Annotated in this window: 5 protein-coding genes; 2 read left to right on the top strand and 3 right to left on the bottom strand. The window is 41.4% G+C overall.

The window, feature by feature from the left end; genetic code table 11:
• Positions 1-281: 281 nt before the first annotated feature.
• Positions 282-1,076 (bottom strand): DUF2993 domain-containing protein, encoded by a 795-nt coding sequence (locus AN490_RS14130; RefSeq protein WP_300004392.1) that lies wholly within the window; start codon positions 1,074-1,076, stop codon positions 282-284.
• A gap of 321 nt (positions 1,077-1,397) precedes the next feature.
• Positions 1,398-3,173 (bottom strand): alkaline phosphatase, encoded by a 1,776-nt coding sequence (locus AN490_RS14135; protein WP_300004395.1) that lies wholly within the window; start codon positions 3,171-3,173, stop codon positions 1,398-1,400.
• Between the two features lie 79 nt (positions 3,174-3,252).
• Here AN490_RS14135 and psb28 point away from each other — a divergent pair, with 79 nt between their 5' ends.
• Together psb28 and AN490_RS14145 are read left to right on the top strand one after the other, a co-directional pair.
• Positions 3,253-3,588: a photosystem II reaction center protein Psb28 gene (gene psb28, locus AN490_RS14140; protein WP_168634049.1), complete on the top strand. Its 336-nt coding sequence runs from the start codon at positions 3,253-3,255 to the stop codon at positions 3,586-3,588.
• 231 nt (positions 3,589-3,819) lie between these two features.
• A complete protein-coding gene (locus AN490_RS14145) occupies positions 3,820-4,329 on the top strand; it encodes a MogA/MoaB family molybdenum cofactor biosynthesis protein (RefSeq protein ID WP_300004410.1) in 510 nt (169 codons plus the stop codon).
• A 439-nt stretch (positions 4,330-4,768) separates the two neighbouring features.
• Here AN490_RS14145 and AN490_RS14150 read toward each other — a convergent pair.
• Positions 4,769-4,938, bottom strand: a 170-nt coding sequence (locus AN490_RS14150) for a tetratricopeptide repeat protein (protein ID WP_300004413.1), incomplete at its 5' end; no start/stop codon positions are given.

Below are 4,938 nucleotides of genomic sequence, written 5' to 3' on the forward strand. Positions count from 1 at the left end.
GGGGAGGTTGGGGAGGTTGGGGAGGTTGGGGAGGTTGGGGAGGTTGGGGAGGTTGGGGAGGTTGGGGAAGTAGGGGAGGTTGGGGAGGTTGGGGAGAAATTTTCTTCTTTCTTCTTTCTTCTTTCTTATCCTGAACTCCTGATAGCGAAGCGTGGCGTTAGCCATACTCCTGAACTCGTGAACTCCTGACTCCTGACTCCTGACTCCTGACTCCTATAAAAATTAAAATGCCGCCCAGAGTCAACTAGGCGGCGTTAATTTTTTCTCAATTTTCAGAATTGTTAAGAACTGTGAGGAATTCTTTCTATTTCCGCGTAACCACTAAAAATCAATCTTTGACCTTCTGTTTCTAAACGATTTAGTCGCATTTTTACCCCATCTAAATCAAAGCGATCTAAATCAACCATATTATCCAAAATTTCTACCAATGCCAGACTTAAAGTCTGGGAAATTTCTCTTTGTGCTTCTGGAACTCCCTCAAGTTCAATCTTAGGTTCTTTGAAAGAAACCCGCCTTCTTCTTTCAATTCCGACACCAATGGTCATACTTAGGGGTATGAGTTCACCGTTGTTTAAATCGGCTTTAGCTACCAAATGCAAGCGATTTTCAGGTAATAACTTGACTTCAACTTCAGTAAAAGAAACAGGTTCACCACCAGATATTTCGATCAAAGTGGGTTCAGAAAGGTTCAGCAGCCGCTTTTTCACCAATTCCGACTCAAAAGCTCGATTAATGCCTACTTCTGATAAAATCACCTGGGCTACTGCTTGGGTGGGTTGTTTGAGAGTAAGTTTGCCACTTAAAACCGAGCCGAAGTCAATGGCTACAGCGTCGGTTTCAAAGGACATTTCCTCAACTGCGAAATCTTTGCGAATTACTAAGCCGCGACCGTTCATTTTAAAGCTATCAATGCTGCCTTGCAACAGTTTGCTGGAGGGATAGCAGCGCACAAAGACTTCTACCGACTCGCTTTGGGTAAACAGGTGGCGAATCGTTTGGCTGGCGACTGTATTGAGCATTCGCTCTCCCCAATCGGTGCTTTTGGTATCTGTTAAACCAGTAAGTCCGGCGAACATTAGGTTTTAGTCTCTAGAAGTTCTTTATATTTTTGTAACAAATTGTGAACAATTATGCAAGCGATCCCCTGATTTAATCTGCTGATGAGTCAGAACAGGATAACTGATGGTTGAATGGTCATTGGTCATTGGTCATTGGTCATTGGTCATTGGTCATTGGTCATTGGGAAAATTCTTTCTCCCCCCCTACTTCCCCTACTTCCCCTACTTCCCCAACTTCCCCAACTTCCCCAACTCCCCCAACTCCCCCAACTCCCCCAACTCCCCCAACTCCCCCAACTCCCCCTACTTCCCCAACTCCCCCAACTCCCCCAACTCCCCCTACTCCCTATTCCCTATTGCTTTCCGTTGAGTCTGATAAATGTGAATTTGGTCTACTAAACCCCCAATACCAGGAATATCATCACCATAAAGTTGAAAACCCTTACCGACAGAATTAGTTAAAACTTCTGCACCTTTACCTTGATAATAAACAGGAACTGGACGATTACCATGATTTCCCCAACCATATTTAATCTGAGGATTAGAACCCCAAAAATGACCCGCTTTCATGGAATCAGATTCAGCAGTTAAAGCTTCTGCACTTTTTTCTTTCAGCAGTTCGGAAAAGTTGGGATTTAAAGTCAGATAATGATCATGATCAGCAGTAACAATCAACAGATTATTTTCCCAACCACCATTATTTTTAATCCAGTCAATTGTCGTTTTTACAGCTTTGTCAAAATCCAACACTGTCCCAATCATATTATCTATATTATCATCATGGGCAGCCCAATCAATATCACCACCTTCTACCATTAACCAAAATCCATCTTTGTCCTTAGCTAAAACTGCTAAAGCTGCTTTGGTTAAATCATCAAGTGTGGGATTCTCATTAATTTCTTTCGCAATAAAAGATTTATCGGTTTCTCCAGCAAGTAGAGGCCGAACTGTATCGGGGTTTTTTCCTTGAGAACCAAACAGGGAAAAAATACTCAAACCTGTATTACTGTAATCACCATTAGCGGTACTCACAGGGAGATTTCCCTCTTGTCCCCTAGCTCCATATAATCCTAACAAGCGATCGCCCATATTTGGATCTAATTTAGCCGCAGTAGTCCCTAACTTATCAGCCGCATCTTTTCCCCGTTCTAAAAATGTGTAGTTATAGCGGTTTTGATTGGGGTTTTTACTCAATTCTGCATAGGTCGTTTTAGTGATATATTCAAATTTAGTTGGCGGTTCTACACCCGTAGGCAGAGGTTGACTACTCGCACCTGTGAGAGGATGACCACCACCTAAAATTACAGTTGGTTGATATATGCGAAGTTCCTGCTGAAGAATATTATCTAAAGTCGGATAATCACCATCATATTTATTGCGACGATTCACGTTTGCTGCTGCTGCTCCCGGTGTAGCATGATCAATAGGAACAGAAGTCACAATCCCCGTAGATTTACCATGATCAGCCGCAGTTTTGAGAATGGTTTCTAAAGGTTTTTCAAATATATCAACGGAAATAGCATTGTTATAGCTTTTGACTCCTGTGTACAAAGTAGTCGCTGTATTGGCAGAATCAGGATAACTATGCTTGATATATTCAGGATCATTCCCAGGTGTCCAAGGATTTATTCCCCCACGCTGAGGATCATAACCCACTAAATTACCTACCGCATTAGATTGAGGATTTTTACCTCCTCCAGACGGTGTATTTCCGGGATTAAATTGAGGTTGGAATTTAAACCCTGGTAGAATCGGACTAGCACCTGTAATCGGATTAGAGTTAGATAACGCAGAGTTACCCGTGCTGAAAACTCCATTACCAGGAGCAATGGTAGTACCATAGGTGGTAGCCAGGGCGTAATTATCCAGAGTTTGAAAACTCAGTCCTTCCCCCTTACCAGAAGTGTAATTATATCCTTTAGCCATAGCCCCAGCGCGAGCCATTTCCCAGCCCATACCGTCCCCAATCATCAGAATGACGTTTTTGGTTTTAGTGACAGGTGTAGCGGGGCTAGAATAGTTAGTCAGAGTGATGAATATACCAACTACAATGATCAACGCTGTAGTAAATAAACGGCGTTTAAATCGGAATTGTGAACTAGATTTAATTACCATTGGTAAAATGCCTGCTAGGAAATTGCTCTATGATGAGAGAATATTACAAAATGATCACAAAACTTTAAATTGACTCATCATGGCGAAAATTCAGTTTGCTAAAGGTATTGAAGAAACAGTAGTTCCTGATGTTCGGTTGACAAGAGCAAAAAAAGGTGAAAGCGGTACGGCAACATTTATCTTCACCAATCCTGATATATTGGCGCAAGATGGCACAGATGAAGTTACTGGTTTATATTTGATTGACGAAGAAGGGGAAATCGTTATTCGTAACGTTCAGGGTAAATTTGTCAACGGTAAACCAGAATCTCTAGAAGCAATTTATGTGATGAATTCTAATGATGAGTGGGATCGTTTTATGCGCTTCATGAATCGTTATGCTGAGGACAATGGACTAGGATTGAGTAAGTCTTAATTAGTCATTAGTCAGTGGTCAGTAGGGGCGAAGCATTTGGAAGATAAATTATCCGTCATTGCCAAAAATAGTTCTCCAAATGCTTCGCCCGTACAATTGTCAGTAGGGGCGAAGCATTTGGAAGATAAATTATCAGTCATTGCCAAAAATAGTTCTCCAAATGCTTCGCCCGTACAGTTGTCAGTAGGGGCGAAGCATTTGGAAGATAAATTATCGGTCATTGCCACTATCATGGAATTTCAACCACACCCCAATATACAGCAAGTTTCTGTAATTTGTGCAGTGATTACCGTCAGTGATACCCGTTCCCCAGATACAGATAAAAGTGGTCAATTAATTAAAGAACTACTTTTAGCTGATGATCACACTGTGGAATTATATCAGATTATCAAAGATGAGCCTAAAGAAATTCAATCCCAAATGACAGCCTTGGGCGAAGATACTCGTATCAATGCTGTAATTTTTAATGGAGGAACGGGAATTGCTCCCAGGGATACCACTTATGATGCTTTAGAAAAGCTCTTAGAAAAGACTTTACCGGGATTTGGGGAATTATTTCGGTTTTTAAGTTATCAAGAAATTGGTTCCCGCGCTATGGCTTCCCGTGCTGTCGCAGGTGTTTATCAAAGCAAAATCATTTTTTCTCTTCCTGGTTCTAGTAATGCTGTGCGACTGGGGATGGAAAAGTTGATTTTACCGGAATTGGTACATTTGGTAAAACAATTAAATTTGCAGAATTAAACATAAATGATAAATTGATCTTAGTCGTGAGGTGACAGATCCCCGACTTCTTTAAGAAGTCGGGGATCTAATTCATTTTATAATGTGAAGATGATTTTTCATCCTCAAATCTCAATGGTTCATAGACAATCAAAAAATCACATCCTGTTAATCCTTAAATCCTGGACATCCTGATTCAGACAAAATATTATTGTTGTCATGCAGAGCCTCCTGTGGGCATTCCCCAGCAGAGCCAGGGAACGAGGGAAAAATCACATCCTGTTAATCCTGAACTCGTTCCCAGACTCCGGCTGGGAATGGGAGTTTGAGGCTCTGCCTCAAATACGAATATACTGGAGGCAGAGCCTCCTGTGGGCATTCCCCGGCAGAGCCAGGGAACGAGGGAAAAATCACATCCTGTTAATCCTTAAATCCTGGACATCCTGATTCAGACAAAATATTATTGTTGTAATTTTCTAATTGTATTCAAAGCATCTTGATAATCTTCATTTTTACCTTGTTGTTGATATAATTTTGCTGCTTGGTTGTAATCTTCTATTGCTCCTTGCTTATCTCCTAAATCATCACGGACAAGTCCCCGGTTGTAGTAGGCATTGGCATAGTTAGGAT

The sequence above is a fragment of the Anabaena sp. AL09 genome, assembly GCF_001672255.1.
GTDB lineage: Bacteria > Cyanobacteriota > Cyanobacteriia > Cyanobacteriales > Nostocaceae > Dolichospermum > Dolichospermum lemmermannii.